Annotated in this window: 22 protein-coding genes and 1 pseudogene; 6 read left to right on the top strand and 17 right to left on the bottom strand. The window is 65.9% G+C overall.

The genetic code is table 11. The annotated features are described in order from the left end of the window. Positions 1-88: 88 nt before the first annotated feature. The 10 genes from BLS42_RS16930 to BLS42_RS16975 all read right to left on the bottom strand — a co-directional run bounded on the left by BLS42_RS16930 (position 89) and on the right by BLS42_RS16975 (position 10,081). Positions 89-874 (bottom strand): DeoR/GlpR family DNA-binding transcription regulator, encoded by a 786-nt coding sequence (locus BLS42_RS16930; protein ID WP_090583242.1) that lies wholly within the window; start codon positions 872-874, stop codon positions 89-91. A gap of 109 nt (positions 875-983) precedes the next feature. Beyond that, positions 984-1,694, bottom strand: coding sequence for an SDR family NAD(P)-dependent oxidoreductase (locus BLS42_RS16935; protein WP_090583244.1), 711 nt, complete (start codon positions 1,692-1,694; stop codon positions 984-986). Positions 1,695-1,710: 16 nt separating this feature from the next. Further along, a complete protein-coding gene (locus BLS42_RS16940; protein ID WP_090583339.1) occupies positions 1,711-3,027 on the bottom strand; it encodes a sialidase family protein in 1,317 nt (438 codons plus the stop codon). Between the two features lie 27 nt (positions 3,028-3,054). After that, positions 3,055-3,831, bottom strand: a complete 777-nt coding sequence (locus BLS42_RS16945; RefSeq protein ID WP_090583245.1) for an HpcH/HpaI aldolase family protein — start codon at positions 3,829-3,831, stop codon at positions 3,055-3,057. A 41-nt stretch (positions 3,832-3,872) separates the two neighbouring features. Continuing rightward, positions 3,873-4,862 carry an aldo/keto reductase gene (locus tag BLS42_RS16950; protein ID WP_090583247.1) on the bottom strand — a complete coding sequence of 330 codons (990 nt, stop codon included), beginning with the start codon at positions 4,860-4,862 and terminating at the stop codon, positions 3,873-3,875. A gap of 58 nt (positions 4,863-4,920) precedes the next feature. Next, complete coding sequence (locus BLS42_RS16955) at positions 4,921-5,748, bottom strand: ATP-binding cassette domain-containing protein (RefSeq protein ID WP_090583250.1); 828 nt, start codon at positions 5,746-5,748, stop codon at positions 4,921-4,923. Further along, positions 5,741-6,619, bottom strand: a complete 879-nt coding sequence (locus BLS42_RS16960) for an ABC transporter ATP-binding protein (RefSeq protein ID WP_090583252.1) — start codon at positions 6,617-6,619, stop codon at positions 5,741-5,743. The genes BLS42_RS16955 and BLS42_RS16960 overlap by 8 nt, the downstream gene beginning before the upstream one ends. Position 6,620: 1 nt before the next feature. Next, entirely contained in the window at positions 6,621-7,571 is a 951-nt protein-coding gene (locus tag BLS42_RS16965) for an ABC transporter permease (RefSeq protein WP_090583254.1), read from the bottom strand. Beyond that, entirely contained in the window at positions 7,568-8,503 is a 936-nt protein-coding gene (locus BLS42_RS16970; RefSeq protein WP_090583256.1) for an ABC transporter permease, read from the bottom strand. The genes BLS42_RS16965 and BLS42_RS16970 overlap by 4 nt, the downstream gene beginning before the upstream one ends. Before the next feature lie 3 nt (positions 8,504-8,506). Beyond that, a complete protein-coding gene (locus BLS42_RS16975; RefSeq protein WP_090583258.1) occupies positions 8,507-10,081 on the bottom strand; it encodes an ABC transporter substrate-binding protein in 1,575 nt (524 codons plus the stop codon). A 267-nt stretch (positions 10,082-10,348) separates the two neighbouring features. Here BLS42_RS16975 and pdxA point away from each other — a divergent pair, with 267 nt between their 5' ends. Beyond that, positions 10,349-12,853: a 4-hydroxythreonine-4-phosphate dehydrogenase PdxA gene (gene pdxA, locus BLS42_RS16980; RefSeq protein ID WP_090583261.1), complete on the top strand. Its 2,505-nt coding sequence runs from the start codon at positions 10,349-10,351 to the stop codon at positions 12,851-12,853. Positions 12,854-12,928: 75 nt separating this feature from the next. Here pdxA and BLS42_RS16985 read toward each other — a convergent pair whose 3' ends face one another. Then, positions 12,929-13,396: an SRPBCC family protein gene (locus BLS42_RS16985; RefSeq protein WP_218122126.1), complete on the bottom strand. Its 468-nt coding sequence runs from the start codon at positions 13,394-13,396 to the stop codon at positions 12,929-12,931. A 59-nt stretch (positions 13,397-13,455) separates the two neighbouring features. Then, a complete protein-coding gene (locus BLS42_RS16990) occupies positions 13,456-15,198 on the bottom strand; it encodes a RecQ family ATP-dependent DNA helicase (protein WP_090583264.1) in 1,743 nt (580 codons plus the stop codon). A gap of 377 nt (positions 15,199-15,575) precedes the next feature. Between BLS42_RS16990 and BLS42_RS16995 the strand changes: the two genes are divergently transcribed. Next, positions 15,576-15,956 (top strand): VOC family protein, encoded by a 381-nt coding sequence (locus BLS42_RS16995; protein ID WP_090583341.1) that lies wholly within the window; start codon positions 15,576-15,578, stop codon positions 15,954-15,956. Positions 15,957-16,126: 170 nt separating this feature from the next. On the opposite strand, the gene BLS42_RS17000 is transcribed toward BLS42_RS16995, so the two are convergent. After that, positions 16,127-17,020, bottom strand: a complete 894-nt coding sequence (locus tag BLS42_RS17000) for a potassium channel family protein (protein ID WP_090583266.1) — start codon at positions 17,018-17,020, stop codon at positions 16,127-16,129. Positions 17,021-17,300: 280 nt separating this feature from the next. Here BLS42_RS17000 and BLS42_RS17005 point away from each other — a divergent pair, with 280 nt between their 5' ends. From BLS42_RS17005 to BLS42_RS17020, 4 genes are all read left to right on the top strand, one after another. Further along, positions 17,301-17,750: a hypothetical protein gene (locus BLS42_RS17005; RefSeq protein ID WP_090583268.1), complete on the top strand. Its 450-nt coding sequence runs from the start codon at positions 17,301-17,303 to the stop codon at positions 17,748-17,750. A 135-nt stretch (positions 17,751-17,885) separates the two neighbouring features. Next, positions 17,886-18,704 (top strand): zinc ribbon domain-containing protein, encoded by an 819-nt coding sequence (locus BLS42_RS17010; RefSeq protein WP_090583269.1) that lies wholly within the window; start codon positions 17,886-17,888, stop codon positions 18,702-18,704. A gap of 59 nt (positions 18,705-18,763) precedes the next feature. Continuing rightward, positions 18,764-19,027: a hypothetical protein gene (locus BLS42_RS17015; RefSeq protein WP_143019225.1), complete on the top strand. Its 264-nt coding sequence runs from the start codon at positions 18,764-18,766 to the stop codon at positions 19,025-19,027. 66 nt (positions 19,028-19,093) lie between these two features. After that, positions 19,094-19,357 (top strand): hypothetical protein, encoded by a 264-nt coding sequence (locus tag BLS42_RS17020; RefSeq protein WP_090583273.1) that lies wholly within the window; start codon positions 19,094-19,096, stop codon positions 19,355-19,357. Positions 19,358-19,650: 293 nt separating this feature from the next. On the opposite strand, the gene BLS42_RS17025 is transcribed toward BLS42_RS17020, so the two are convergent. The 4 genes and pseudogenes from BLS42_RS17025 to BLS42_RS17040 all read right to left on the bottom strand — a co-directional run bounded on the left by BLS42_RS17025 (position 19,651) and on the right by BLS42_RS17040 (position 23,180). Next, positions 19,651-20,058: a hypothetical protein gene (locus BLS42_RS17025; RefSeq protein ID WP_090583275.1), complete on the bottom strand. Its 408-nt coding sequence runs from the start codon at positions 20,056-20,058 to the stop codon at positions 19,651-19,653. 217 nt (positions 20,059-20,275) lie between these two features. After that, entirely contained in the window at positions 20,276-20,932 is a 657-nt protein-coding gene (locus BLS42_RS17030; protein ID WP_090583276.1) for a TM2 domain-containing protein, read from the bottom strand. 359 nt (positions 20,933-21,291) lie between these two features. Further along, a pseudogene (locus BLS42_RS17035) lies at positions 21,292-21,853 on the bottom strand (histidine phosphatase family protein). Beyond that, positions 21,789-23,180, bottom strand: coding sequence for a GmrSD restriction endonuclease domain-containing protein (locus BLS42_RS17040; RefSeq protein ID WP_256336530.1), 1,392 nt, complete (start codon positions 23,178-23,180; stop codon positions 21,789-21,791). The pseudogene BLS42_RS17035 and the gene BLS42_RS17040 overlap by 65 nt, the downstream one beginning before the upstream one ends. Positions 23,181-23,270: the final 90 nt, after the last annotated feature.

Below are 23,270 nucleotides of genomic sequence, written 5' to 3' on the forward strand. Positions count from 1 at the left end.
TCAGGGAAACGCGGACAGCCGTTCGACGACGACGGCGCCGTTCGCCGTCGGCGTCGGCGTCGGCGTCGTTAGGTCAGGTTCCGCTGCGTCAGGCGGCCTGCGCCGGCGCCAAGTCAACGAGTTGGACCGTCACGCCGGATTGCCTGAAGAGCTCAACCTGCTCCGGGTCCGCGCGGTTGTCCGTGACGAGGATCCAGGGGGCAGGAAGCCGCACCCAGGCATGGAACGGGCGTTTGCCGAGCTTGGTGGAATCCGCCAGGACGTAGACAGTGTTGCCGCGGCGTGCCATCAGTTCTTTGAGCCGCGTCTGGGCCTGGTCGGCCTCGCACAGGCCGGCGTCCACCGTGACGGCGTCCGCGCCGAGGAACACCCGGTCGAAGCTCATCCGCTCCAGGGCGGCCTCCGCAATGGGACCCACGAAGGTCTGGCTGAGTCCGCGGAGGCGTCCGCCCAGGCAGTCCACCTGGATGCCGGGGGAGTCGGCGAGTTCCTGGAGCGTGTTGATGCCAGGAGTGGTGACGGAGAGGTTCTCCCTGTCCCGGAGGGCGTGCGCCATGGCCCCGACGGTCGAGCCGCCGTCGAGCAGGATGTTTTCGCCCTCCTTCACTTCGGCGGCCGCCCAGGCGGCGATGGCCTGCTTCTGTTCGAAGGCCTCGCCGGTCCGCTGCCGCAGGGACGGCTCGGGGTGCGCGCCGAGCGCCACGGCGCCGCCGTAGGTCCTGGCGAGTTTTCCCTGTTCGTTCAACTGGGCCAGGTCCCGCCGGATCGTGGAGGCGGTCACGGCAAAATGGCGCGACAGTTCCTCCACGGACGCCAGGCCCGTGGTCACGGCGAGGTGGTAGATCTCTTCGCGCCTGGCTTTGGCGGTAGTCATCGTTGGCTCTCCTTCACCGGCTGCTCTCGCATCCGTTGCTGTACCGAGCGGTACATTGCTGTCCTCATGCTATTCGGGCCCGGCGCGCATCCGTTCACTGTGCGTTCGCTCATAGGGACGCGCCGCCGCAGATCACATAGTTCTGTCCCGTGATGGATTTCCCGTGGCGCCCCAGCAGAAATGCGGCGAGTGCCGCCACGTCCTCCGGGTCCACAAGCTGGCCGAGGGCGGGCAGCTGCGGCGGCGTGGCGGACCGGCCCGGATCGGCGAGCATCGGCGTGTCTGTGGGTCCGGGGGACAGCACGTTCACCGTGATGCCGCGCGGTGCCAGTTCCTGCGCCCAGGTCCGGCCCATGCCCAGCAGTGCGGCCTTGGTGGCCGCGTACTGGCTCTTGCCGGGGGAGCCGGTGGAGGTCCGGCTGCCCACCAGGAGCACGCGACCGCCGTCGGGCATCCGCGGGACAAGGGCATTGGCCAGGCTGCTCGCGGCCGCCACATGCACGGTGAACATCCCGGCCAGCGCCTCAGGATCCAGCTCGCCCAGGACCGCGGTCCGCTGAAAGCCTGCCGCGTGGACCAGGGCATTCACCGGAGGCAGGTCCTCGACGCAGGCGGCCAGGGACGCCGGGTCCGAGAGGTCCGCCTGCCGCCACTGGAAGCCCGCCCCGAGCCCGGGCTCGCTCCGGCTGAGCCCGGTCACCTGCCAGCCATCGGCCAGCAGCCGGACCGCGATGGCTTTGCCGATGCCCGAGCTGCAGCCGGTGACGACGGCGTGCGGCCCGGCCGTTGTTAGCTCAGTGGCTGCTGTTGGTTCGGTCATTACTGTGCCCCGTCCATTACTGCTTTCCGTCGTCTGCCCGGTCAGCCGTTTCGCCGGGCGTGCCGGTGCCGTCGTAGGCCCACTGCGGATCCACGCGGACGTACTTGATGGCCTGCCGGAAGTAGGTGTACGCGATGTTGAGGGCGCCGTCCGGGCCCTGGTGGATGGACGGGTAGGAGTATTCGCGGTTCAGGCCGTCGCGGGAGTTGTTGGACAGGCAGTAGCCGTCGCCCACGTCGAGGTTGCGCCGGATGGGCCAGCTGCGGCCGGAGTCCTCGGAGATCGCGAGAGTCATCGGGGACCGCGGGGTGCCCCAGAAGGCCTTCCGTTCGCCGCTGTTTCCTTGAACTGAATCGCCCGCAACCGCTCCGGCAGGAGATCCCGCAGCGACCACCGGTTCGGTGATCTGCCCCTGTTCCTCGGCCAGGCCGTCGTCGTCGATCTCGTCGTAGAGCGAAAGCCGCCGCTCGGTGGAGGCTTCGGCCCGGCTGTGGTTGTAGGCCAGCGCCAGCCGGCCGTCGGCCAGGGCGACGAACTGGATGGAGGAGTTGTTGTTCGGCAGCTCGGTGGGAACGGGTTCGCTCCAGGTGGTGCCGCCGTCGGTGGACCGGGATTCGTAGATCGAGTCGGCCCAGCGGCTGCGGAACAGGGCCAGGAGGGACCCGTCGGCCACGGGCTGGATGTTCATGTGGACGCAGCCCAGGCTGCCCGGCAGGACATGCTCAGTCCAGGTGGCGCCGGCGTCGTCGGAGATCATGACGGCGCTGTCGTCGCTGTTGCCCACCCATTTCTCGCCGGGCGTTGTGATGCAGCGGAAGATCGGGATGATCCAGCGGCCGGACGGCAGCACCACCGGCAGCTGCCGGACGAACACGCCGCCGGTGGCGTTGGCGGGAAACAGGGTCTCCACCGGGCCCCAGGTTCGGCCGCTGTCCGTGGAGATGCGGCGGCGGACCTCGGCAGTGTCCTGGTTGCCGGCCTTCTGCGCGGTGTACAGCAGCCAGAGCCGGTTGTCCGGGGCGGCAAACAAGATGGGGTTCTGCTCGGAGCGGGCGGAGTCGTCGGAGAGCTGCTCGGCGGGCGACCACTGGCGGCTGCCGGGTTCCAGGGCGGAGAACCAGATGGAGATGTCCGCCACGCCTTCCTGGGTCCCGCCGAACCACACGCAGCCGAGCCGGCCGTCCGGCAGCGTCAGGAGGTTCGCCGCGTGGCTCTGCACGGTGGGCGCCGGCAGGTACGCGTAGAGGCTGCCGCCTGCTTCCTTCACCGCGCCGTCGGGCGTGATGGTGGTGTAGCCAGGGGCGCCGGGAGCCTGGGTGCTGGGAGCCTGAATGCGGGTCGAGTGGGTTGAAGACACAGTTCAGTCCTTTGCGGTGGCGGCAACCAGGTGGGCCTTGGCGGCCAGCTCCAGGTGGGTCAGATCGGAGGCAATGGTGGTGAACGTGTAGCCCTGGCGCAGCCGCTGCGCGGCGACCTCGCCGGCCGGGGTGTGGATCCCCGCGGCGACACCGGCGGACGCGGCTGCTTCTGCGACGGTCTCCAGTGCGGCGTTGAATTCTGCCTCGACCGCGGGGTCACCGGGGTACGCGGCGCCCACGGCGATGGCGAGGTCGGAAGGGCCAACGTAGATGCCGTCCAGCCCCGGCGTCGCGCAGATTTCCTTGACGTTGGCCAGCCCCTCGGGGGTCTCGATCATGGCGAAGACCAGGGTGGCCGCGTTCGCGTCGGCGGGAACCGGGCCGATCCGCAGAGCGGAGCGCATGGGGCCGTAGGACCGGCCGCCCATCGGCGGGTACTTGGCCGCGGCGACGGCTGCGGCGGCATCAGCCGCGGTGTTGACCAGCGGGACGATGACGCCGACGGCGCCGGCGTCGAGCGCCTTGCCGATCGCGGTGAAGTTGTTGTCCTCCACCCGCACCATGCCAACGGCCGTGTGCCCGGCGTCGATCGCCATGAGCCCGTTCAGGATGCCGGAGTAGCCCAGCAGTCCGTGCTGCGCGTCCAGCGCCACGTAGTCGTAGCCGAGCCGGCTGATCCGCTCGGTGGCCACGGGCGCGTCCAGAACGGCCCAGTAGCCGACGGCCTGCTCGCGGGCGCGGATCTTGCGGGCGAATTCGGTGGCGAGTTCCGATGTCATGTTGTCTCTTCTGCCTTCAGTCGGGGGAGTGGTTGCGTATGTCAGCGGTTGTAGGCGGGCATGGGGCCGCGGAGGCCGGCGCCGACGGCGTCGCACGCCGCCGAGACGTCTTCCGGCAGCGGGCCCTTGGCCACGGCGGCGATGTTGGCCTGCAACTGCTCCACCTTCGATCCGCCGAGCAGCATGGAGCCGACGCCGTTGCGGTAGGCGAGCCAGCGCAGGGACAGTTCGGCGAGGCTGATGCCCGCGCCCTCGGCTATGCCGGCCAGGGCCGTCACGGCCTCGAACAGCTGCTTGTCCCAGTAGCGCTGGGTGTACATCGCGGCGAGTTTGGAGTCGCCGAATCGGCCTTCGGAGGGCCGGGCGTCGAAGCTGTGCTTGCCGGTCAGCAGGCCCCCGCCGAGTGGGTTGTAGACCATGGTGTGGACCTGGTGCGTTGCGGCGAATTCGAGGTATTCCTCCTCCACCCGGCGGGCCACGAGGTTGTAGAGCTGCTGCGCGACCACCGGACGCGGTGCGCCCACTTCGCGGGCCACGTGAATGACGTCGGCGATCTGCCAGGCCGCGAAGTTGGACACGCCCAGGGCGCCGATTTTCCCTTCGGCGGCGAGCTCGGCCACGGTGCCCAGGGTTTCCTGCAGCGGGGTGACCCGGTCCGGCTGGTGGAGGTAGAACAGGTCGATGCTGTCCGTGCCGAGCCGGCGGAGGCTGCCCTCCACGCTGTTGCGCAGTCCTTCCTTGGACAGCGGGGCGTGCTGGCCGTGGTCCGGATGCGGCATGCCCGCCTTGGAGGCGAGGACGACGTCGGCCCGGCGGTCCTTCAGGAGGCGGGACAGCATCTCCTCGGTGGCTCCGCCGACGTAGGCGTTGGCGGTGTCGATGGTGGTGATGCCGGCGGCGAGCGCCTCGTCCACCATGCGTCCCGCGGTGGCCTCATCGGCGGTGTCGCCGAACGTCATGGTGCCCAGGACGAGCCTGGAGATCGGTAGCTTCAGGCCGTCCACTGGCGTACCTTCTGGCTGGATGCTCATTGGTTGATTCCTCGCGATTGCGTTGACGGGCTAGTTGACGGGTGGATGAACAGCGGGCTCAGGCGGTCTTCAGCGCCAGCGACGACACCAGGTGCCGCGGCTTCAGGCCGCTCATGGTGGACGGATCGAGGGCGGCGCGGCGGAGCCGGCGGGTGTAGTCCTCCTTCGGCGCGGTCAGCACCTGCGCCGTCGTTCCGTGCTCCACGAGCTTGCCGCGCTGCATGACCATCACGGTATCGCTGATCTCCTGCACCACGCCGAGGTTGTGCGAAATGAACACGTAGGTGATGCCGGTTTCGTCCTGGATCGATTTGAGCAGGCGGAGCACCTGGGCCTGCACCGAGACGTCCAGCGCGCTGGTGGCCTCATCGCAAACCAGCAGTTCGGGCTTGGACGCCAGTGCCCGGGCAATCCCGATGCGCTGCCGCTGACCGCCCGAGAACTCAGACGGGTGCTTGTCCAGGGAATTGGCCGGCAGGCCCACCTGGTCGATCAGGCTGGCCGCGGCTTTGTGCCGCTCGCGCCGCGATCTGACGCCCTGGAGCTTCAGCGGCTCGGCCACGATTTCCTGCGCCGTGAGGTGCGGGTCGAGGGAACCGTAGGGGTCCTGGAAGACCATCTGGAACTTGGAGCGCAGGGGCCGGAGCTGGGCTTCGCTCAGCCGCGCCAGGTCCGTACCGTCCAGCTCAATCCGGCCACTGGTCGGCGTGACCAGGCGCATGAGCGCCTTGGCGATGGTGGACTTGCCGCAGCCGGATTCTCCGACGACGGCGATCGTCTTGCCCTTCTCGACCGAGAACGAGACGTCGTCCACGGCCCGGAAGGTTCCCTTCGAAACGTGGTAGTCCACCACGAGGTTTTCGACGGAAAGGAACGGCTTAGTCATTGCTGGCTCCAGTCGTGGTCAGGGTGGTGGCAGCCGGCGTTTCGTCCCACGCGCCCAGGACGGGCACGGCGGCGAGCAGCTTGCGGGTGTACTCGGTGGACGGGTTCTCCACGATCTGTTGGACTTCTCCGGACTCGACGAACGCGCCGTCCTTCATGACGTGGATCCGGTCCGAGATCAGCCGTGCCACGCCGAGGTCGTGCGTGATCATCAGGATGCCGATGCCGCGCTGTTCCTGCAGCTCGAGCAGCAGGTCCAGGATGCCGGCCTGCACGGTGACGTCCAGGGCGGAGGTGGGCTCGTCGGCCACCAGCAGCTGCGGCTCGCTGGCGAGCGCGATGGCGATCAGGACGCGCTGGAGCATGCCGCCGGAGAGCTGGTGCGGGTATTTCTTCAGCTGCGCATCCGGGGTGGGGATGTGGACCTGTTCGAGCAGCCGGATGGCGCGGGCACGGACGGCGCCCGGGTCCTTGGAGGCGGCTCCCGCGATCCTGATGGCCTCGGAGAGCTGGTTGCCGATCGAATGCACGGGGCTCAGGGCCGTCATGGGGTCCTGCGGGATCAGCGCGAGCGTCCTGCCCCGGACCTTGTCGATGGCCTTGCGATCGGCGATCACGTCCACGCCGTCGATCCGGACCGAGCCCGAGAGCACCGCGAGGTCCTCCGGCAGGAGCCCGAGGAGGCCCATCGCCGTCGTCGACTTACCGGAACCGGACTCACCAATGATCGTGACCGTCTCGCCCCGGTGGATCGAGAAGCTGACGGCGTCGACGGCCCGGACAATGCCGGCGTCGGTGATCAGTTCCACCTGGAAGTCGCGGACCTCCAAAAGCGGCTGTTCAACGTGTTCGTTGACAGGCAGTGCGTTCATCTCAAGCACCCTTCTTCTTGCGGCGGGGACGGTCGCGGAGGCCGTCGCCCAGCAGGTTCACGCCCACCACCATGATCGCGATCACCAGGCCGGGCACCGTCACCAGCCACCAGGCGGTGGTGAGGTAGTCCTGGCCGTCGGAGATGATGCGCCCCCAGGTGGCGAACGGCCGCTGCGGGCCGGCACCGAGGAAGGCGAGGGCGCTCTCCAGCAGCACGGCCTGGGCCAGGAGGAGCAGCACCACCAGCGTGGCCTGCTTGATGACGTTCGGGATAACGTGCTGGATCAGGATCTGGACGCGGTGCAGGCCCAGGATCCGGGCGGCCGAGACGTAGGGCTTTTCGCGTTCCACGAGCACCATGGACCGGGTCAGGCGCGCCACCTCGGGCCATTGGGCGATGGCGATCACGAACGTGATGACCGGAATGGACGGCCCGAACAGGGCGACCACCAGGAGCAGCATCATCAGCAGCGGGAGGGACATCTGCGCCTCGATCAGGCGCGAGACCACGCTGTCCAGCTTGCCGCCGAAGTAGCCCGCGGCCGCGCCGAAGATGATGCCGATGGTGCCGGACACCACCACGGCCAGGACGCCGATGGTCAGCGAAACCTGTCCGCCGTGCAGGATCCGGGAAAGCAGGTCGCGGCCCAGCTGGTCGGTGCCGAACAGATGTCCCTCGGTCAGCGGGGGAAGCAGGCGCTGGGCAAGGTCCTGGTGGCTGGGGTCAGGCAGCGGCAGGAACGCGGCCAGCACGATGGGAACGACCACCAGCAGCGTGCAGATGACGCCGGTGCGGATCTTGAACTTGGCGCCGGCCCGACGGCGGGTGGCGCCGGCCTTGGCGATCAGCTCCTTGGTGACGGCGCTGGGGGAGGACTTTCTGGCCGGAGGCTCGGCGGGGAGGCCCGAGGGTCCCCCGGCAGGGGGCACTGCGGTGTCGCTGAGGCTCATGCGGTGGCCGCCTTTCCAAGACGAATGCGGGGATCAAGCAGGGGGTAGGCGAGGTCGATTAGCAGCTGGACTCCAACCGCCAGTACTGCTGTGACCAGGACGGTGGCCACGATCAGCGGGTAGTCGCGGGTTTCCAGCGCCCGGACAATCAGGGAGCCGACGCCGGGCCACGCGAACACCACTTCCACCACCACCACGCCGTTGAGCATGGCCGCGAAGCGGGTGCCGAGGGCGGTGAAGACCGGGATGGCGGAGTTGCCCATGGCGTAGCGCCACGTCAGCAGGGAATTCCGGACGCCGCGGGAACGGGCCACCGTCAGGTAGGGTGCGGCGAAATTCGTGGTCATTTCCCGCCGGACCATCCGCGAGATCAGGGCAATCTGCAGGATGGCGATGGTGACGGTCGGCAGGACCAGCGCGCTCCAGGTGGCGAAGCCGGAGGCCGGGAAAATCGGGATGAGGACTGCGAAGAAGGTGAGCAGCATGATGCCGGTCCAGAAGTCCGGCATGGACTGCCCGGCGATGGTCAGGACGTTGACGCCAAATTCCTTCTTGGTGTCCGGCCGCCGGGACATCCAGACGCCCAGAGGGATCGCGACCACCGCGGTGAGCAGGATCGAGGCCGTGGCCAGGGTCAGCGTGTACGGCAGCCGTTCCAGCACCACCTGAATGGCCGGGGCCTGGAAGGAGTACGAGGTGCCGAGGTTGCCGGTGAACAGCTGCTGCAGGAAGATCCAGTACTGCTGGATCAAGGGCAGGTCCAGGCCGAACTGCTCCCGGACCTTGGCCAGCTGTTCGGTGGTGGCCAGCGGTCCGGCGTAGGCCACGGCAGGGTCGCCCGGGGCCAGCCGGACCAGGACGAACACGGTGGAGACCGTGAGGAACACGGTCAGCAGGCCCTGCCCGAGCCTCTTGAGGATGTACTTGGTCATGATTCAGGCCTCCAGCCGGACGTCAGCAAGCGGGTAGGAGTTGGTGGGTGCCAGCGAAAGGCCGCCCACCCGCTCCCGGTGGGCCAGCACGGACTTGGGCACGAACGCCCAGGCGCACGGCCAGGTCTCCCAGATGGCCTGCTGGGCAACTTCCATCAGCTGCTGCCGGCGGACGGGATCGACTTCGGAGGCGGCGGCCTGGATCTTGGCCTGCACAGCCGGAACCACGTACCCCTGGTAGGTGTCGCGGGTCTTTTCCTTCTCCGCGGTGCCGGCGTACATGCCCTGCATCATGGTGATGGCCAGGCCGGTGGGGCTGCTGAAGCCGTTGCCCAGCAGGTCCCAGTCGCCTTCCTTGCCCTGGCGCCAGGCCAGGATGTTGCCGCCGGGTTCGAACTGCTGGAGCTGGGCCTTGACGCCGATGTTGCCGAACATCTCCACCAGGGCCTCCATCACGGAGGTGTCGGACGCGAATTCGCCGGTTTCCCAAATGATCTTCAGGCTGAGGTCGTTGACGCCGAGCTCCTTGAGCTTGGCCTTGGCCTTCTCCGGATCGTAGATGTAGGTGCCGGTCTTGGCGAAGCCGGTCAGGCTGGACGGGGTGACGCCCTCGGCCTGGCTGACGGAGTTCACCAGCACGTCCTTGACCAGCGCCTCGCCGTTGATGGCCCAGCTAAGGGCCTCACGGACCCGGGCGTCGGCCAGCGGGTGCCCGGCCGGCTTGCGGAAGTTGTAGAAGATCTGGTTCAGCCGCAGGCTGGATGCCTCTTTAAGGACGACGCCGGGAAGTCCGGCCAGCTGTTCGCGCGAGTCGGGCGTGATGGAGTCGATGACATCTACCTCGCCGCTGCGCAGCGCGATGACGCGGCTGGATTCCTCGGGAAGAAACCGGACCTCGACGTTGTCCACTTTGGGGGCCGGACCCCAGTAATTCTCGTTGCGGCGCAGGCTGTAGGTGCCGGCGCCGCGGTTGAACTTGGTCACGACGTACGGGCCGGTGCCCACGCCCTCCTGGAGTTCTTCGGGTTTGTTCTTGGCCGCGGGGCTGATCAGGATCATGCTCATGAGCGAATCCAGGATGGGGATGGGCTTCTTGGATTCCATCCGGAACGTCCGGTCATCCACGGGCACGACGGTGGGGAACTCGGGGAAGAAGCCGGCCACGAAGGAGCCCTGGACCTGCTGGTACATCTTCAGGGCCGTGGCGACGTCCTCGATCTTCAGGGGAGTGCCGTCGGAGTACTTGATGCCTTCGCGGAGCCGGACCGTCCACGTTGTGGGCGAGGTCATGACGAAGCTTTCGGCCAGGACCAGCACGGGCTTGGTTTCGGGGCCGATGGCAGTGAGGCCCTGGCGTACGGCGCGCTGGACCGTGACGGCGGCGTCGAACTGGTTGAGTTTGTTGTCCAGGCTGACCAGGGACCGGTTGAGCGCCAGGGTCAGGGTGCTGGGGCCCGGCAGGCCGGTGGGGCCGGCACACCCGGCGACGGTGCCTGTGCCCAGGAGAAGTCCGGCCAGTCCGCCGAGTTGCAGCAGGCGGCGCCGGGAAATCTCACTTCCTTGAGGAAGAACGGTCATCGTTGACCTCTCGGTAGAACGGGGACGGCTGAGGGCCGGATGGCCTGCGCCGTGTTACATGGATCACCTTGCCACGAATGCGCGTTATGCGCAATAGTCGTAGCGCGATTCGCGCAGTTGTGTCATGATGGGAACACCACCGGGCCACCATCGGCCGGATTGGCAGCTCAAATCGGTAGCTCATTCACGAGCCCGTTCATCGTTTTTTGCATTCATCGGTTCGACCCATCGCTCCGATTCATCGATTCCACGCAGGGAGGAGGGAACATGGCAGTAGTCCTCATACAGGCCGACGACTTTTCCGGCGCCGCCGAGGTGGCACAGTGCTTCGCCCAGTACGGTTTCAGCACACAGATCCTGCTCGAACCTTCTTCCCAGGGGACCGAGGTAACTGAGGTGACCGTGGTTGACACGCACTCGCGGTCCTCCTCCCCGGCGGACGCCGCGGCCGCCGTGGCCCGGGCATATGCGGGAGCGGATGTGGCAGGTGCAGGCCTGGCCGGCCCAGCGGTGCTATTCAAGAAGATCGACTCGCTCTGGCGGGGCAACATCGGTCCCGAAGTGGGTGCCCTGACGGGCCTCGGCTTCCACGTCCTCGTTGCGGGCGCGCTGCCCCGTCTGCGCCGGGGCGTCGTGGACGGACGTCCCTATGTCGACGGAGTCCCGCTGTCCGACACGGCACTCTGGAAGGCCGAGAGCGCCGCGCCGCCGGCACATCTGTCGGACGTGCTGGCGGAGTCAGCCGGCACCCCCGCTGGTGGAGGTGCTGTCGCCGAGCTGCAGATTTTGGATCTCGCGGCGCTTCGCTCCTCGGGCCTGGAAGCCAGGCTCAGCCACCTCTTCTCGGGCAGCGTCCCCACGACAGTGATCGTCGACGGGGAGACCGAGGCAGACCTGGAAGCCGCAGTCGAGGCGCTCACCCGGTTGGGATTTTCCGCCGGAGGCCGGCGCATCGTCCTGGTCGGCACCGGCGGGATTGCCGACGTCCTCGCACGGACACTGCGGGTGGGGCTGGCGGACCGGACGGAACTTGAAATCAAAACGGGCACTCGGCGCGCCGGGGCTGCGCGAAACGCGCAGAACCCCACAGCGAACTCGTCTGCGGACTCCGGCACCTCAAACCTTGCCGGGCGCGGTGCCGCGCGGCCCGTGCTCGCCGTCGTCGGCTCCGCCTCGGAAGCCGCACGCAGGCAACTGCGGGAGCTGCAAGAGGGAGGCTTCCGGCTCGTCGGGGTGACCCCCGGGGAGCTGCAGGACGACGAGGCGGACCCGTTGCTCCGCTCCGTGCGCGAGGCCCTGGCCGCCGGCGAACCGGTGGCACTGACGGTTGCTGCCGAGCAAGTGGATCCCCGCGAAGCAGGCGCGATCGTCCGGAACCTGGCCCGCTTTGTTTCCCGCGCCTTGGACTCCCGGCAGTTGGCGCCCGACGGAGCTGTGTCCGACGTCGTCCTGCCCGATCTCGTCCTGACCGGAGGCGAAACGGCCCGAGAGGTGCTGGACACGCTCGGAATCCGCATGCTCGTGCCGCTGGGCGCCGTCCAGCACGGTGCCGTGGTCAGTCTCGCCGACGACGGCCGGCTGGTGGGCACCAAGCCTGGCAGCTTCGGCGACGACCTCGCCCTCCTTCAGCTCTACCACTCGATCCAAAGCCGCCGCGCCAGTGAAACGGCCGGCAGTGCACATCACGAACCACTCGACCCTTCCGAAAAATCTGGAGAAGCCATGAATTCAGCGTTGAATGCCACCGAGTCGAATGCCACGAAACAGGACGCCCGCCCCGTCATCGCCGTCACCATGGGCGACGGCGCCGGCGTCGGCCCCGAAGTCACGGTGGGCGCGCTGCTGGCCGAAAACGCCTACCGGGACTGCCGCCCCGTCGTCATCGGCGACGTGTACCGGCTCGAACTGGGTGCGAAGGCGCTGGGCGTTCAGGCGGACATCGTGGAGATCCAGGAGGTGGCCGAGGCCGTGTTTGAACCGGGCCGCATCAACGTGATTGATCCGAAGCTGCTCTCGCATGACCTGCCGTGGGGTGTGGAATCGGCCGAGGCCGGCAACGCCGCGTACCACTACATCCGGATCGCCTGCGAGCTGGGGATGAAGGGGGAGGTGCAGGGGATCTGCACGGCCCCGCTGAACAAGGCCGCGCTGCACAAGGCCGGGCACGTCTACCCGGGCCACACCGAACTCCTGGCGCACTTTATGGGGGTCGAGGAAGTGTCCATGATGCTCTCCACACCCAAGGTCAAGGTCATCCACGTCACCACGCACATCGGCCTGATCGACGCCGTCAACAAGATTGAGCCCGGCCTGGTGGAGCGGACCGTGCGGCGCGGACACAGCGCCATGCAGCGCGCCGGCGTCGCGAACCCCAAGATCGGCGTCTGCGCCATCAACCCGCACGCGGGGGAGAACGGCCTGTTCGGTTACGGCGAGGAAGCGGAGAAGATCACCCCGGCCATCGAAAAGCTGCAGGCCGATGGCATCGACGCCCGCGGCCCGCTCCCGGCGGACACCGCCTTTTTCCTGGCCGGCCGCGGCGACTTCGACCTGATCGTGGCGATGTACCACGACCAGGGCCACGGTCCCGTGAAGGTCCTGGGCATCGAGGCCGGCGTCAACATCACCGTGGGCTTGCCGGTAATCCGCACCTCCGTGGACCACGGCACGGCCTTCGACATCGCCGGCAAAGGCATCGTGGACGTGCGCAGCATGATCGAGGCCCTGCGCCAAGCCGCGGAGATGTCGCCTAGCCCGGTGCTGCAGGCTTAATAGTTTCCACGCAACGGGGGCGGCCATTTAATGGCCGCTCGCGTTCGCTAAAGCAGGGGCAGCGGCCGGGCTTGCTCAGGTGCGACTATCCAAGACCGCCTGCAATTTTTCGAACGACTCGGTCCAACCGTTGCGGTGCAGGGCCAGCCGTTCCTCCGTCAGGAACGGTCCCTGCGAGAGCACTAGGCGCGTGCCTTTGCCGGTACTTCCGAGTGAGAGGTCGACGACGGTTTCCCGGTCGTCTGGCGCCGGTTCCTCCCAGCGGAATGTGTACACCAGGCGCCATGGAGGATCGATTTCCAGGAACTCGCCCGAGAGGTGGAACGGTTCGCCGTCCGGGGGCGTCATGCGGAATCGGTAGCGACCGCCTTCCGCGAGGTTCAGTTCGGCTGCCGGGATGATGAAGCCGTGCGGACCCCAGCACTTCACCAGTTCGGCCGGTTCCGTCAGCATCCTGAAGACTTCTTCCGGGAGAGCGGCCAGCGTGCACTCCAGGTTCAGGATCAGCCCGCCAGTTTCCTCGTTCCCGGTTTCCTCAGTCATCATTCAACTCTGGCATTCTGCGGACGCTGACGGAAGCGGATCGGGCCGGCAGTGGCCGGTCACGGCGCAAGCGTCAGCAGCTTGCCTTCCGTCACGGCCTGGCGGGACAGCGTTTTGTAGCCCTCCTGCTCGAACAGCACCGTGATCACATCCTCCTCGTGTCGCATCACCAGGCCCGGCCCCCATTCCTTGTGAATGACGGCGGCCTGGAGCGGGAAAGGTTCCCCGCCCGTGGCGGCCGCTGCGCCGTCGTCGTAATCCTCCTCGACGGCGGAGCCGTCGGCGCAGGTATCGCAGTTGCCGCAGGGCTCGGGGAGGTCCTCGCCGAAGTAGCCCAGCAGGAACTGGCGCCGGCAGCCGTCAGTCTCGGCATAGCCGCGCATCATTTCGATGCGGGAGCGGTCCACCCGCTGGCGCGCCTCAGCGTGTTCGACGGCGCGTTCCACTACCGTGGGCAGCTTCGCGCCCGCTTCCAGCCGGATGCCGCGCTTGCCGGTCCGGACGGCGCGGGTCTCCTGCAGCTGGTTCAGCAGACCGGTGAGCTTCCGTAGGGAGAATCCGGTCTGCTCGGCGAGGGCTTTCTGCGTCAGGGGCCCGTTGGCGGCCCGCAGCGCCTGGAGGACGGCCAGGAGCGATTCCTCGTCCGGCGTGTGCGTGCCGAAGAATTTGCGCAGGCCCAGGTCCTCGGCCCTGTAGTGGAGGACTGCGGAGGCGGGTTCGCCGCCGCGCCCGGAGCGGCCGATCTCCTGGTAGTAACTGTCCAGCGACTCGGGGATGTCGGCGTGGACGACGAAGCGGACGTTGGGCTTGTCGATGCCCATGCCGAAGGCCGTGGTGGCCACCACCACGTCGAGTTCGTCGTCCAAGAACTGTTCATGGACGCGGTCCCGCTCGCCCTGCTTCCGGCCGGCGTGGTAAGCCTCGGCGCGCAGACCCAGTTCGGTGAGCTCGGCGGCGTAGGCCTCGGTGTCCTTGCGGGTGGCGGCGTACAGCAGGCCGGGGCCCTTGAGCTCGGCCACCTGCTCCGTCACGGCGCGGCGCTTGTCCCTGTCCGTGAGGTGGCGGACCACGTCCAGGCTGATGTTGGTCCGGTCGAAGCCGTGGACCAGCACCAACGGGTCCTTCATGCGCAGGCGCTGCTGGATTTCGTCGCGCACCGGGGGAGAGGCGGTGGCGGTGAGGCCGACGACGGGCGGGTTGCCCAGCTGTCCGCGGACCTCGCCGAGGCGCAGGTAGTCGGGGCGGAAGTCGTGGCCCCAGGAGGAGACGCAGTGTGCCTCGTCCACCACGAACAGGGCGACACCCAGGGCCGCGAGTCGTTCGACGGTTTCGGTTTTCGCGAGCTGTTCGGGGGCGAGGAAGATGAGGGCGGCGTCGCCGCGTTCGGCGGCGTCCCAGGCATCGTTCACCTCGGAATCGCTGTGGCCGGAGTTGATGGCGACGGCGGCCTCCCCGCCCAGCGCCTCCAGCAGTCGGTCCAGCTGGTCCTCCTGCAGGGCGATCAGCGGGGAAACCACGACGGCGGGACCGCGCCGTGCGCTGCCGGACTGGCTGGGGTTCCCGTCAGGGTTCTCCTGCTTCCCGTGCAGGTGCAGCGCGGCCACCTGGTAAATGGCCGACTTCCCGTAGCCGGTGGGCATCACGGCGAGGACGTCCCGGCCTGCGACGAGGGCCTCCATACCCGCGAGCTGGCCGGGGCGGAGGTGGGGGAGCCCGAACGCGTCGGCCGCGAGCTGGCGGAGGGCGGCGTCAGTGCTGGTGACTGTGTCAGTGGGGTCTGCGGGGGCAAATAACTCGGTCATGATGGCAGCTCCATGGGGGTGCGATCCGATGGCCGGGTGTCTTCAGCCGAGGGTCCCAGCATAACCCTTCCCGCTCCTCGATTAGAGGCTGGCAGATAGGCCCGACCGGTGGTGCTTCAGGTAAATCGGGGCCGGCCCAGGACCTTCAGCCGGATGCCAAGCACCCCTACTTCTGCAGACCCAGACCGGTCCATAATGGCCACATAACTTCGGGGACCCCTCACGCTGGTGATGGGTGGCGCGGCGTGGAAGAGTCCCAGGTGGCTGCCCCGGCTCGGCGCAAGGGACGGTCACGGGCCCGGATAAGGATTCCGGGGACCGAAACCGGGGGGAGCATCGCCATCGCTGCGGTCATCTGCGCACTGAAGGGAATCATCATGCTCACGGATGCAAACATCATCGCTGTCCTCCCCGCGAAGGACATCAACAGGGCGAAGGAGTTCTACCGGGACAAGCTGGGAATCGAACCCTCCGAGTCCATGGAGGAGGGCAGCGTGATGTACAGCTGCGGCCAAGGAACCCGATTCCTCATGTACCAGACAGAGAATGCCGGGACAGCCAAGAACACCCAGATGGGCTGGGAAACGGACAACCTCGAACGCGAGATGGAGGAACTGCGAAGCCGCGGCGTCGTCTTTGAAGATTACGATTTTCCCGGCCTAAAGACGGAGAACGGCGTTGCCTCCGCTGACTGGGGGAAGGCGGCCTGGTTCCTGGACAGCGAGGACAACATCATCAACATCTCCCAGCGCGCGTAGGCCGGAGTCGGGCACGGATCAACGACTCATGGCATCGCTGGGGGCAACGAAGCCGGATGGAACCGGACCCCGCCTTCAAGGCGGGAGCCGGTTTCAGCGTGGTTACCAGCGCGGACAGGGCAAAGAGCGCGGTCAGAACGGCAGGGTACGCGGTAGCGGCTACCCGCAGGCTAGTTCTTGTCCGGCTGCCCCGGCCGTCGGTGCCGGTGATGCAGCTCGTAGCTGTCGAACACATCGGAAGATGTGGCTCCGGAATGGCCAAATTTGCCGCGAAGGACCTCCGCGAGTCCGTCCAGCGCCGCGTGGAGCATCCGTCCAGCGAACTGCAATTCAGGGCTCTCGCTGCGCTGGGCCTGGGATGCCATTTCCTGTGCGTAGGCCACAGTGGCGGGCAAGGAGCCGCGCTGCTCAATTTCACGGAAGTAGTAGGTTTCATGGAACGCAAGCAGGTCTATGGTCACCGTAGCCACGTTTCCGGCAATTGCCTCCAACAGTCCCGTAGCGTGACTGGGATCCATCGCCAATACACCTGCCGGACCTGCAGCCTCCCTGAACAGGTTCAGCTGGTGGGCAAGGGCCCGGCGGCGGTTCAGGGCTGGGAATGTCTGCAGGATCCAAGTGACCGTTGCGGTCAGCAACCCGAAACCGGCGACGGCCTGGAGGGCAACAACCAGCCTGAGCAGCGGATCCGCCGCCACGATATCGCCAAAACCCACAGTGGAAAGAGTGACCATAGAGATGTAGAGGGCTTCGGCAAAGTCGGCCCGAAGTGGAACTCCGGCCCCGTAAATAAAACCGTCCGTCAGATGAGGCAGGTATAGCAGAGCCCAGCCGATGGCCGCCAAGCCTGCCCAAGCACCAATGACAGCGGCCATCGCCAAAGGTGCTGCGATGAAGGAGCCCCGGCCCCGCAGTTTTCTCGATACAAGCCAGAATCCACGCATGATCGCCCGGCCCAGAGGACCGGAACCGTGCGGATAAAGGAGGGTACGAAAGACGTCAACGAGCATCAGCAGAACCAGCCCGGCCCCCAAAACCGTCCAGAGCGTGTCCTCGAAGTCCATGCCTCATCTTAGAGGCGACGCTATTTGAGGAGCAGCCATATGTTCCGGGCAACAGGCCCGTGGGATAGCCCCCGCAGGGCGGGTTCCCCAGCTGCTCGCAGACCTCCCCGGGCAGACTGCGAGCACTTGGGTGCCTAGCGTGAAGGTCCGCCTCTTCGCCGCCCAGGATTCGGGGAATCGACGTTCATCAAGGTGACACTGCCGCCCTGTGAGGCAACTCACCTGCCACGACACCAGACCGTGGCCAAGGAACGTCCGAGGTTTGCTTCAGGATTAGGCTATGAAGAAGCTCATCGCACCCATTGCCCTCGCTGTCGCCCTCTCTTTGACCGGATGCGGCGGAACAGCCACCACCCCCGCCAGCGCCGTCGATTCCAAGGCGGCTGAAGAAGCACCCAAGGCCCCAGAACTGACCGGCGCCTGGAAGCAGAGCAACTCCGCCAGTGAAAAGTCCTACCAGCAAGCCACGATCGCCGGCGACACAATCACCGTCGAATGGGTTACCGACGCCGGCGATACGACTTCGGCATATTGGGTCGGGACGTTCAAAGCCCCGAACGATGCGAGTGAACCGTACAAGTGGACCTCGAAGCGGGATGCTGCGGCGACTAAGTCAGCGCTTCTGGCATCCACTGACGACACCAAAGAGTTCACATACGAGGGCGACACCATCAGCTACAAGGTCTCTATGCTTGGAACGACAAAAACAGTAAAGCTGAAAAAGAACTAAATCAACGCCACCACGTGACGCCCACGTGGCATCGACTCTGGCATATTCAATTGGCCGGGCAGCGGACGGGCCGAGGCTGCCAACGTTTGGGTGGCCTATGTCGGCTATATTCAGCGCGTTCGGAAGGTATGCCTTATGGCACTTAATCTCGATTGTTCCAACTGCCAGACCGACGAGCACGTCGAGCTCGTCGAGCGGTTGACGGGGACGCAGAAGAAGGTCAAGTGTACAAACTGTGGACACGAGTGGCTCCGAGGTGAACCGGCCCGGCAGAGGATTCCGCTGCCAACGCTCGAGGACATCAAGAAGCGGTTCCCGAAGCCTGGGGACGTTGATCCGGGAAAGCTCGAACGGGCTAACGAACTCAAGGCTCAGTTTCTCGAGCGCGAGCCCGAACCTGAGCCGAACGTCGCGCCGTACTGGGCCAAGTACCAGCGGGTCTTCGGCGCCGAGGGCCTGCCAGGAGCGAACCCACGCGATCTCAAGGACTTCGCCAACTCCAACATCGGCGCCAACCCAGGGAACATGTCCGTCTTCAACGACGCATGGAATCAAATGGGGGCGGACGACGGCGCGGAACAGGTCCGCAAGGCAGTCGACTATCTGCTTCGCGGCACATCGCCCGCCGATCTGGAGGACCGTCTCACTGCCCTCATCACCGATACCAACTCCTTGGGGATGAAGGGTTTCAAGGAGTCGCTCCTTACGAAAGTTCTGTGCATCGTTTACCCCGACAGGTACCTGACGATCCTCAAGTACACCGGAGAGGCGGGAAAGCGGGAGATTGCACGTTCGATCTGGGATCTCGAACTGCCAGACCCCGAGAGAGTCGACTGGACTATTGGACGCCTCATCCTGTGGAGCAACGACTTGCTGATTGCACTTCTCGGCGAGGGATTCCGGCACCAGCAGCACGCTTCCGAATTCTTATGGTGGGCCAAAGACAAGACCTAGTGCTATTCGTAGTTACGGAAATGTCGGTCTATGTCAGAGCGTCGACCTACAGTCCTTCCATGACTCCCGATGCAACGACCCCGGACCCGAGCGCAAGGAAGAAACGCGCCGTCACTCGGCGGTGCCCGATGTGCGGAAACGAAGCCTGGCGTATCGCCTACGGGATGATGCCGCCTTCGGCGCGCGAAAGGGTGCCCAAGACCGTGTTCGAAGGCTGCATGATCCTCATGGAGTCCCGCGAGAACCCGGCCTCCGGCAAGACGGAGACGGGCGCGCCAAAGTGGGTATGCCAGAACCCGGACTGCCGCCACCGCTGGTGGTGAAGACCCGGGAACACAAATGTCGGTGCTCCCTCGGACAATGACTCCGAAGGCGGATAAGGGGGAGAAGTGCTCGAGACGCAGGAAGTTACCGATGCGCAGCTTGAACTGATGCTTCAGGTTGAACCGGAAGAGGCTCTGGAGTGGTGGGCGCAACTGCGCACGCGGCAGACAGAGTGGAGGGAGGTGGAATCGTCGGCAGAGCTGGTGGCCGTGGCCCAGTCGATCAGCGGGGACCGCGACTGGGTCACCGTGCGGACCAAGGGCCTGGATGCGATTCCGTCAGGGCGGTATGCCCAGGCTATGAACACCGGCACCGGCTTACCACCTTGAGGTCGCCCAGCAGGACGGCTGGACGGCGTACAACTGGCGGATCGGCTGGGGTGCCGCAGCGGACGACGCCGGCAACGAGCCTAACGGCGGCGTCACCGACCTCCAGGACCTCAGCCTGGCCGCAGTCATCGAGGTACTGCTGTCGTGGCTTCATGGGCAGGGGCTGCCGCTGGGCTACGGAGCGGCCCTTCGAATTTACCGTAGCCGAGGGCTGGCTCGCGCTGCCGGGCGGCCTTCATCCGCTCCGTCTGCCCGGTACCGTGGGCGCTCCTAACAAAGGTGCGGAGGTTCGGTCAGCTAATCCGGAACACTTTCCCCAGCGCCGGCATGTGGATCAGCGTCTCGACGACGGGCCGCCCGGTGATGGACTCAGTCGCCTCGGCGTACCCCTGCATCTGGCCGATGTACTTGTCCTTAATGTGACCGACAGGGTCCTTGCCCGGGTAGGACTTGTGGTCCATCAGCACATAGCCGGCAGGCGTCTCCAGCAGGAGGTCGATCCGCGCTTCCATGAGCTGGTTGTCTGCGTTCCGCCACGTAACCGATTGCTCGGTGGTGACCGTCGCACCGGCGTAGTGCTGGGCGAAGAAGTCGAGCATCCGCTCGCCCGCTTCCACTACGACGCTCGCCTCGACGGCCGAAGCGGCGCCCCAGCGGGCCAGAAGCCGCTGCGCCGCCCTGAGCCGGTCGGCGGCATCCATCTCGGCCAGCGTCAGCGCGAAGTAGCCATGAATGGCAGGACCCAGCTGGTCCCAGTTTGCAGCGCCGTGGGGACTTCGCGCCGCTGCTGGGGGAGCGTTAGATTCTCTAAGTGGGCAAGGCAGGTTTCCGACACGGACAACCGGACGTCCATCGCCAGGACCGGATGGACTGTCGGGTGCAGACGGCCGAGTGTGGCCGTCTGCACCCGCCGCAACGCTACTTGGTTACGTGAACCACAACGGCTTTGCCAACAGGTTGCTTTGCGCCTGGGTTATCGATTCCGGTAACTGTCCAGTTGGCTAGCAAGAGGACTGTCTTGCCCGTATTGGAGTTGTAGATGACGTTTTCAAATCCCAAAGCGGTCAGATCCTCGTCGAGGGCCTGAGCATTCATGCCCTTAACTGCAGTCGGAATTACGGCCGTCTGGGGTTTGACCGGGGTAGCAGGTGCGGTCGCCACGGGCGCTGCAGCAATAGGAGCCGCGGGCGTGGACGTCACCGGGGCCGTCGCGGACGTTGAGGCCGCTCCGGCGCGGCTGGCATTGATGATGATGCTCACGAGGAGGAAGGCCGCGGTGACGATCAGGGCAATTTTTTTGTGCTTGTCGTAGCCCTCCAGCGGGAGACCCTGCTTATCGCGGGTCTTGTTTGCCAACACGAGGATGAGGTCGATCAGGGCCCATATGCCCAGCCCACCGAACGTGACCAACTTGAGGATGCCGGTTCCAATCTTGCCCAGGTAGAACCGGTCTACGCCGAGAACGCCGACGAGGAGGGAAAGGAGCCATGTCACGAGGAACGACTTGTTGCTCTGCTGCGCCTTTTCATAGCCGTGGACTGGCGTATAGGGGGCGAGGTTCGGGGATTGGCTCATGAGAGTCCTTTCATAGGACACCTGACCGACGTGCGATGTGTAGCGTGCGGGATGGGTGCGGTGATGGACGCGCAAAGGGGGAGCCGGCCTGGTACGCGGGCCGCGGAGGCGGAACATCGCGCCAGGCAACGGTCACAAGCATGTTCGCTTCCCCCAATAGCGTCGCGGGCGTAGATACCCGCAAAGCGCATTTTACACGCAATCCGCAAAGTCGGATTCAATCAGGTTAGGAAAGAACATCTGGGTCGCTTTTGGGAAATTGCCAGCGTTCAATAGTAGTCAGCCAGTTGACGCTCTGAGACGGAGAGTCGTCCTCAATCAGGAGTCTGAATGGTCATGGTTCAGGTAGACATACTCGGTCATGACAGTGCCCTCCGAATTCGGACCCGGTTCCGCTTAAACGCAGCGGCACCATTGCCATCCGGCGCTGGAATACGGACCAGTGGCGGCATTCCCATGGAAGATTCACTAGACCGCACAAAGCGGCGGCTGGCAAACTCCGCTGCCAGGACTTCCAGTGCCGAAAGCCCGCGTGTGGCGGCCTCGTCGTCTCTCTCGGCGCCGCGGAACCGCCGGGATGCGCAGGGCCTCGAGTTCGATGCCCGCCTGCAGCCCCTCGGCCCGTCCAAACGACCGCTCGGTGAGCTCCGGGACGCGCCGGTCCACGCTGAGCCCGAGTCCGGCCGCGATCAGATCGGCGGTATTCGCGGCACCGCTGAGCGGCGAGGATAGGATGGCGTCCCATTCGTAGCCGGACAGGGTGGCGACGGCGTCGCGCGCCTGCCCGCCGCCGACGTCGTTCAGTGGAATATCAGTGGAACCCTGCAGCCGGCGCTGCCCACAGCGGCGATATTTGTTACTCGCAAGCGACGCCGTCGCCGTCACGGTCGAGCTTGCGGCTGTAACCGGGCTGGCCTGCATAGATTGGGGCGGCCCCCGCTGCCCTCACCGCGGTGCAATTGGCGTAATACGCTGCCGCGGGTGCGGGTGCGGGTGCCGGTGCAGGAGCAGGTGCAGGAGCGACGTATCGGGGCGCCTGAACGGGTTTCGCCGGCGCCGGAACCAGCACAGCCGCTTTTGCCGCGGGTTTCGGCGCGTTTGAAGCCTTTGCGGCCGCTACCACGGCCACTTTCTTCTCACTTGTCGGAACCAACTGGCCGGCGCAATCGGCCAGCACATGGGCCATGGCGTCGTGCTCGGCCTGCGTCACCCACAGCTCGTATGTGGCCTTAACCGAAATTTGACGTGCAACGTAATTGCAGTGGAAAGTCTTGTTCGGCGGCAGCCACGAAGCAGCATCGCCATCCCCCTTCTGGACGTCGGTCGGTCCGTCTGTGGCCTGAAGGTTCAGGGGGTCGTTGGCAAAGGCCATCCGCTGAGCTTCCGTCAACTGCTGCGCGCCCTTGAGCCACGCATCACCTAGCGCGACTACGTGGTCGATCTGGATGGCATTGCTGGTTTCGGGTCCTCGTTGGAAGTTGATCGTCGTGGCTGTGTAGGGGTCGGCAAGGATTCCGTTATCGACCTTGCACGTCGAGCCGCTCGTGAACACTACGTCGGTTAGGTCGCGCTTCAGGATGTCGTTGCGAGTGTCGCACCCGTTCCGGTCAACATCTGCCCACGCCTGACCGTAGAAGGCCCGGGCGCTGTATCCGGGCGAAGATGCCGTTTCCTTGATGGGAAGAGTGGCGAGGAGATCGAGTGCCTTGGTGGCGTATGCAGGTTGGCTCTTCGGCGCCTTGTAGCTGACGCCTTTGGCGAGTTCCGTGACGTTGTCAGGGTCGAGTGGTTCGCCCGTGTCCGTCGGCGTTGGAGTGGGGGTGGGAAAGGCGGAGGGAGTGGCGGAGGGTGACTGAGACGCGCTGGCGGCGCGGTTTGCTTCCTCTGCTGCTCGTTTTTCGTTCTCCGATGCGGCCTGGGCAGCAATGCTTTCTGCCGACCGGGGCGGCAGCGTAATTCCGCCGACAACGAAGAGCACCAGAGAGCCAGCGAGAACGATGCCGCCAACTTTTCGGCTGCCAGGCAATCTTGCCCACGAGCGGCGGCCTGTGACCACGATGTAAAGACCCGTAAGCGCAGCCAATATGGCGAGCAACACCATTGCTCCACCCACTCCGCTGCTGGCAGCGCCCAGCGCCATGGCACCCAAAGCCAGAGCTCCGACAATGAATGTTGACATTTTCGGCTTCCGCGGCTGCATCGCGTAGTACGAATCCGGCTTACCCTTGAGGCGTCGGTGGCTCTTCATTTGTGTTTCCCCATGTATTTCGGCCCTTCAGCGACGTCGCTGGGGGCCAGACCTATGACGCAATTCAGCGTCATAGGGAGTATATGGTCT

The sequence above is a fragment of the Arthrobacter sp. ov407 genome, assembly GCF_900102895.1.
In the GTDB taxonomy this organism is placed as follows: Bacteria; Actinomycetota; Actinomycetes; order Actinomycetales; family Micrococcaceae; genus Arthrobacter.

Excerpts from the sequence above, each read along its gene's own strand:
- BLS42_RS16930 (WP_090583242.1), bottom strand. The coding sequence starts at position 874 with ATGACTACCGCCAAAGCCAGGCGCGAAGAGATCTACCACCTCGCCGTG.
- BLS42_RS16935 (WP_090583244.1), bottom strand. The coding sequence starts at position 1,694 with ATGACCGAACCAACAGCAGCCACTGAGCTAACAACGGCCGGGCCGCAC.
- BLS42_RS16945 (WP_090583245.1), bottom strand. The coding sequence starts at position 3,831 with ATGACATCGGAACTCGCCACCGAATTCGCCCGCAAGATCCGCGCCCGC.
- BLS42_RS16950 (WP_090583247.1), bottom strand. The coding sequence starts at position 4,862 with ATGAGCATCCAGCCAGAAGGTACGCCAGTGGACGGCCTGAAGCTACCG.
- BLS42_RS16955 (WP_090583250.1), bottom strand. The coding sequence starts at position 5,748 with ATGACTAAGCCGTTCCTTTCCGTCGAAAACCTCGTGGTGGACTACCAC.
- BLS42_RS16960 (WP_090583252.1), bottom strand. The coding sequence starts at position 6,619 with ATGAACGCACTGCCTGTCAACGAACACGTTGAACAGCCGCTTTTGGAG.
- BLS42_RS16965 (WP_090583254.1), bottom strand. The coding sequence starts at position 7,571 with ATGAGCCTCAGCGACACCGCAGTGCCCCCTGCCGGGGGACCCTCGGGC.
- BLS42_RS16970 (WP_090583256.1), bottom strand. The coding sequence starts at position 8,503 with ATGACCAAGTACATCCTCAAGAGGCTCGGGCAGGGCCTGCTGACCGTG.
- BLS42_RS16975 (WP_090583258.1), bottom strand. The coding sequence starts at position 10,081 with ATGACCGTTCTTCCTCAAGGAAGTGAGATTTCCCGGCGCCGCCTGCTG.
- pdxA (WP_090583261.1), top strand. The coding sequence starts at position 10,349 with ATGGCAGTAGTCCTCATACAGGCCGACGACTTTTCCGGCGCCGCCGAG.
- BLS42_RS16985 (WP_218122126.1), bottom strand. The coding sequence starts at position 13,396 with ATGACTGAGGAAACCGGGAACGAGGAAACTGGCGGGCTGATCCTGAAC.
- BLS42_RS16990 (WP_090583264.1), bottom strand. The coding sequence starts at position 15,198 with ATGACCGAGTTATTTGCCCCCGCAGACCCCACTGACACAGTCACCAGC.
- BLS42_RS16995 (WP_090583341.1), top strand. The coding sequence starts at position 15,576 with ATGCTCACGGATGCAAACATCATCGCTGTCCTCCCCGCGAAGGACATC.
- BLS42_RS17000 (WP_090583266.1), bottom strand. The coding sequence starts at position 17,020 with ATGGACTTCGAGGACACGCTCTGGACGGTTTTGGGGGCCGGGCTGGTT.
- BLS42_RS17005 (WP_090583268.1), top strand. The coding sequence starts at position 17,301 with ATGAAGAAGCTCATCGCACCCATTGCCCTCGCTGTCGCCCTCTCTTTG.
- BLS42_RS17010 (WP_090583269.1), top strand. The coding sequence starts at position 17,886 with ATGGCACTTAATCTCGATTGTTCCAACTGCCAGACCGACGAGCACGTC.
- BLS42_RS17015 (WP_143019225.1), top strand. The coding sequence starts at position 18,764 with ATGACTCCCGATGCAACGACCCCGGACCCGAGCGCAAGGAAGAAACGC.
- BLS42_RS17025 (WP_090583275.1), bottom strand. The coding sequence starts at position 20,058 with ATGGATGCCGCCGACCGGCTCAGGGCGGCGCAGCGGCTTCTGGCCCGC.
- BLS42_RS17030 (WP_090583276.1), bottom strand. The coding sequence starts at position 20,932 with ATGAGCCAATCCCCGAACCTCGCCCCCTATACGCCAGTCCACGGCTAT.
- BLS42_RS17040 (WP_256336530.1), bottom strand. The coding sequence starts at position 23,180 with ATGAAGAGCCACCGACGCCTCAAGGGTAAGCCGGATTCGTACTACGCG.